This window comes from Halorubrum ezzemoulense DSM 17463 (assembly GCF_002114285.1).
Classification (GTDB): Archaea; Halobacteriota; Halobacteria; order Halobacteriales; family Haloferacaceae; genus Halorubrum; species Halorubrum ezzemoulense.
This window is the reverse complement of sequence record NZ_NEDJ01000124.1, coordinates 1-4,777: the sequence shown is the minus strand read 5'-3', so window position 1 is coordinate 4,777 and position 4,777 is coordinate 1. Positions and strand designations below refer to the sequence as shown.

The window sequence follows — 4,777 nt, the reverse complement described above, 5'->3', positions numbered from 1 at the left end:
AGTCAGCAACCAACGATGTGGTTGTCGAGTACGACCTGAGCGGCTACGCGAAAAATGCCCTCAAGAAGTACGTCCCACAACTCTGTGGGAACAGTTACGACGCCAACGAGATCCACGACGACCACCCAGTGCGGTTCACAAACGAGGGCCTACAACTCGACCACCAGCCACAGAATGCTATCGAGTGGTACGACAAAGTCCCGCACCACGAGGATTACCACCTCTGGATACCGGCACGCGCCAATCCCGACTAGCGGGATTGGCTTGAAGCGCTAAACGCAGGTGACGTCGAGATGGGTGAAAGTCGGCTGTTTGAGCGGGACGGAACGTGGTATCTCCACGTCACCGTTACCCGCGACGTGGAGGACGAATCTGAGGCGTCCGCCGATAAGCGGACGCCGGTTGGTGTGGACCTCGGTGAAGCGAGTCTCGTCACGGTGTGTCACCGCGACGGCTCCGGTTCTCCGGTTCGCCCCCGCCTGTGGGCCGCCGACGGCAAAGCCGTTCGTCGGCTCCGCAAAACCTACTTCACCGCCACAAGACGGCTTCAGAAGCGTGGAAGTGAGCGAATCGCAGACTCGTTCGGTGACGCACTGTGGGACCAGATTGACGACGTTTTTCACCGTGTGACCAGCGAAGTCGTGGACTACGCCGAGTCCGTCGACAACCCAGTGTTGGTGCTGGAAGACCTGAGGTACATCCGCGAGAACATGGACTACGGTGAGTACATGAATCGGCGGTTACACGGGTGGGGCTTTGCCAAGCTCCACGCACAGATTCGCTACAAAGCTACCGAGAAGGGGACTCCCGTCGAGACGGTGAATCCCCGGAACACGTCGAAGGCGTGTCACGCCTGCGGTGAACACGGCTACCGGCCACGACAGGCGACGTTTAGATGCTCGAACGACGGCTGTTGGGTCGGTGAGTATCAAGCCGACGTGAACGGGGCGATAAACATTGCAGACCGCTACCGTAGTGGAGAGAGTCACCGCCAAAGCGACTGGGCTTCCCGGCAGAAGGCTGGTGCCGATGACTCGGCTACGGATGGGGCCTCTTTGACCGGGCCACAAGACAGCCAAGCCGATGCTGAAACCCAGCAGACGACGCTTGGAACGTATGCGTCTTGAAATCAACAGGCCGCTTCGCTCGGCCTGAAATCCCGTGGTGGGATTCCTCCGCGTTCACGCAGAGGAGGAGGTCAAGACAGTGTGCTGGCTCTCTTTCAATCTGCTTGACTTCGCCTCGCCTGAGAACTTTTTTTTCATGACACACGCTGTGCGTTTAGCCCAACCGATCACTGTTGCCGTTCCAGTAGTGCCAGTCGTCGACCGCTTGTCTGGTATCGCTGTCAACGTCGAGTACTTCGAGCTGTGACAAAGGGACACCAAACTCCCGGTCCCTCCACTCCACGAGGACGAACATCTCCTGGTTGCTGACTACTTCATCGGTCATTCCAACGACCGGTACCGCTTCGTCCGCTCGCAGCGGGGAGATTGTTCGTTCCTCGATACACCGCGCTTGGAAGGGGAAAGACATCTCACGTTCGAGGTGGTAGCACCAGTTAATAGCCATCTCGTGCGCATTGTAGGCATCTGTGAGTACCTCTCTCCGAATCCGTTTGTTTCGCTCTTCATCTGTTTCCTCTGTCATTGCCGCTTTTCTCGGACAATCGCGGCCGTATCAGTCGATGTAATCACGTCATCACGCTCAAGAACTTCATCAACCTCCGCCGGCTCGTAGACCTCTTTGACGATACAGTAGTAGTGCGATGGCGTGCCGAAATCATAGATCATGCTGAGTCTGTCGCCATCCCAGAGTGTCGCACGCTTAGCGACATCTGCAATCGTCATCTCACTTGCTCTGGTGTACGACCGGTCGCCTGCTTTCTCGTACTGGTGGTCGGGAATCACGTTGAGACTGGAATCCAAGTATTCGTCTTCGAGCCCGTACATCCGGAGATGGAAATCATCGAGCGTACTGAACCGACACACGAGTCTATCCAGTTCCGCCATCGTTGTTTCCGGTCCGACGACGATATCGTACCACTCGTCTCGTGCACGGCCTTTCTGCTTCCATCGGAGTCGATAGCCGACGGTTCCTATCCGCTCAGATATGTCGTCGCCAGCTTGATCCCGCTCGGTCCCGACTGCTTCCCGTGCGTTCGACCAACAATACGAGCAGATTTCGTCGGGCGCATCACCTTTGAAGCCATCTTTGTCGATATCGAGGTCGGCGAGAAACTCCGATACTGGGACGTGTTGCGGGCGCGGATGCCGGTTCCCGTGACTACACATCATCTCCCCAGGACCACCAATACCGAACGAGAAACGAGAGTTTCTCCCGCCTTGATCAGCATCCATATCGATGATATGTACTACTGTTCCGCTTCCGATCTCGATCATGAATCGGTCTGTTGGCTCGCTCATTGCTGATCACCGGTACTGGATGTAGATGCCATGGTCGCGATACAGGTCGTGGAACGTGACGAACCGCCGCCGGGACACCGCTTTCGCCTCGTTCGGGCCTACTCGACGGTCGTACTCTTCGAGCAGGTTGATCTTCTCCTCGCTGGGGAACGGAAACGAGACGCCAGAGGTCGTCGTAACCTCGCCATAGCGAACGGGTCTGAAAAACAGTGCGACCCCCGGCTCTGCGGTTCGGCTGAGATTGATATCTAACAGCGTGCGTTCTTCTCCGTCGTTCAGCAAGTCGGTTACCGTCAGACGGGGGCCTGACTCGCTGACGGATTCGACCTCGAACAGCGAGGGGTCAGCGTCGATGGTGGACTCGAGAATGTCCCGTTCGGTTTCGTTCTCCCAGCGTTCCGCTTCGAGGTAGCGTTCCGCGGCGGTGGTCCCGTCTCGCCGGTAGTCGTACAGCGCGAACTCGAAGTGGGCCGGCATCTGGGATTCGAATTCGTAGGCTAGGTTCGGTTCGTCGAATTCGATGTCCAGTTCCGATGCGGTTTCTACGATCAACTCGCGGTCAGAGTACGCTTCGAGGATGTCGCTGTTCAGTTGTGTTCCGATCTCCCGATAGGTCTTGTAGTGGTCTACGTCGCTCATTACGAGACAGTATTGCATGCCGGTATCAAGGCTTTTGGGTGTCGAGAGTTCGACGGCGTTACGATTCGTATCGATCCTCCAGATCGTCGAGTGCGCGCCAGAACTGCTCGTCGTTGATCCGGGGCTCCGTCGTCGCCCGCTTCTCCAGCACGCCAGCGTACGTGTCGAACTCCTTGGAAGTTGGATCGGTCGCTAAGATACAGTCGGCGTATCCGTTGAGTGCGGTCTGGATAGTCTTCGCGTAGTGGTTGTGAGCACCGTCGATCCAGTTGTACTTCTCGTCGATCTCTTCGAACACCGCTCGGTAGACGGTCGCAGCGGCCAGATACCGGTCGCGGTCACGGTACTGCTCGGCGATCTCGAAAAACCGGGAGAAGTCGATGGCTTCGAACACGACCGGGCCAGCATGTTGCTTGAACAGTTGCGCGATTTCCTCTCGATACTCCTCAACCGATGCGTGGTCGTCGCCAAAGCGTGCGAGAAACTGCTCGCGCAACTCAGGGTGTTCGGCGAGAGCGTCACGGACGAATCCACGCAGATCGTCGGCCGATACGTTGTCCAAAACTGATCCGACGCGACCGCTCTCGTCTTGTGGCGGACCGGCGGCGATGTCAAGTAGTACCGCGACGACGTGCTTACAGTCGCCGCGCTCCTCGTACGGACAGGTACACTGTGTGTCGATGCTCCGTGAGCCGAACTCGATCGTCACGTCGTACAACTTCGATCCACTGACGCTCGCAGTCACAAGATCGTCGAATCGATCCAGTTGCTGAATGCGTCCCTCGTCACGGTAGTTCACTCCGCGCTCGAACACCGCATCGGTGCTTCGATTCCGGACGGTATCCCTGTCGACATTCATATACCGTCTTCCGACGCGGTCGTAGCATTTGATTCTGGTGCCGAATCGGTAGTCTCAGTCGATCACATCGACAGCCGCGTAATCTCGTCTGATGGCGGTGAATCAGATTGAACTGACCGTGGAGCGGCTTCGAAACGCCGGTGAGCCTGATCTTCGAGATGGACCGTCGCTGTCGGCGGCAGTAGTATTCCGGGAAAGATTCTGAGAAATTCAGTGGCCAATAGTAAAAATTCGCAAGATAGCGGCGGAAATGGGTGTGGTATAGATAGGAGTTCTTCAATAGCTTCTCTGGCGTACTACTGCCGCCGACGCGACAGTATTGTCACTCATGACCGCTGTCCAAATTGGTGGACAGCTACCGGGAAACCGGTTGTTGAGTGGCTGGTTCGCTGGAACGGACCTTCGTGCACCAAGCGCTGTCCAAGCGGCCCGCAACACCATCTCACAGAACCCAGTGAACGACCACTGCCAGAGGCGACGCCCCGCCGAGGGGGGCGCCGCCAGTTCCACAGTCTTCCAAGCAGACACTTTCACTCAAGACCCGATATAACCGACTGAAGCTTCGTTTTACAGGGCTTTGGAGCTTGTAGACACTGTCTCCAAACCCTGCTGCTCATTCTTTTTTAGTTAAGCCCAGTAGTAATATTATGCTACCAGATTATGCGCCAAGGTGTTTGAAGAGATGAATCTCACGAGCCAACTGGTATTGCCGTCGAAATCAAACAATAATACTGTCAGCTAAATATTCTTTAGGTTAGAGTGTGATTAGCAAGTATGTCTACGCTTGACGCCGCCACTCTTGACGACCTCCGCGACGCTCTCGCGGAGGTCGAAGATAAAAAGCCGACACAGC

General features: G+C 56.4%; 4 protein-coding genes and 2 pseudogenes. 1 reads left to right on the top strand and 5 read right to left on the bottom strand.

Translation table 11 applies throughout. The features are described from left to right. Positions 1–1,127, top strand: a pseudogene (locus B9H04_RS17400) (RNA-guided endonuclease InsQ/TnpB family protein); the annotation flags it as partial. A 154-nt stretch (positions 1,128–1,281) separates the two neighbouring features. Here B9H04_RS17400 and B9H04_RS17395 read toward each other — a convergent pair. The 5 genes and pseudogenes from B9H04_RS17395 to B9H04_RS18425 form a co-directional block, all read right to left on the bottom strand. After that, the gene (locus tag B9H04_RS17395; protein ID WP_049933565.1) at positions 1,282–1,650 is read right to left on the bottom strand and encodes a calcium-binding protein; all 369 of its coding nucleotides are present in this window, start codon (positions 1,648–1,650) and stop codon (positions 1,282–1,284) included. Continuing rightward, complete coding sequence (locus tag B9H04_RS17390) at positions 1,647–2,426, bottom strand: hypothetical protein (protein WP_049933564.1); 780 nt, start codon at positions 2,424–2,426, stop codon at positions 1,647–1,649. Before B9H04_RS17390 ends, B9H04_RS17395 begins: the two co-directional genes overlap by 4 nt. Before the next feature lie 6 nt (positions 2,427–2,432). After that, positions 2,433–3,065: a hypothetical protein gene (locus B9H04_RS17385; RefSeq protein ID WP_049933561.1), complete on the bottom strand. Its 633-nt coding sequence runs from the start codon at positions 3,063–3,065 to the stop codon at positions 2,433–2,435. Positions 3,066–3,123: 58 nt separating this feature from the next. After that, positions 3,124–3,924, bottom strand: coding sequence for an SWIM zinc finger family protein (locus B9H04_RS17380; RefSeq protein WP_049933560.1), 801 nt, complete (start codon positions 3,922–3,924; stop codon positions 3,124–3,126). A gap of 363 nt (positions 3,925–4,287) precedes the next feature. Next, positions 4,288–4,443, bottom strand: a pseudogene (locus B9H04_RS18425) (ISH3 family transposase); the annotation flags it as partial. Positions 4,444–4,777: the final 334 nt, after the last annotated feature.

Coding starts and splice junctions, on each gene's coding strand:
- B9H04_RS17385 (WP_049933561.1), bottom strand. CDS start 3,065: ATGAGCGACGTAGACCACTACAAGACCTATCGGGAGATCGGAACACAA.
- B9H04_RS17395 (WP_049933565.1), bottom strand. CDS start 1,650: ATGACAGAGGAAACAGATGAAGAGCGAAACAAACGGATTCGGAGAGAG.
- B9H04_RS17380 (WP_049933560.1), bottom strand. CDS start 3,924: ATGAATGTCGACAGGGATACCGTCCGGAATCGAAGCACCGATGCGGTG.
- B9H04_RS17390 (WP_049933564.1), bottom strand. CDS start 2,426: ATGAGCGAGCCAACAGACCGATTCATGATCGAGATCGGAAGCGGAACA.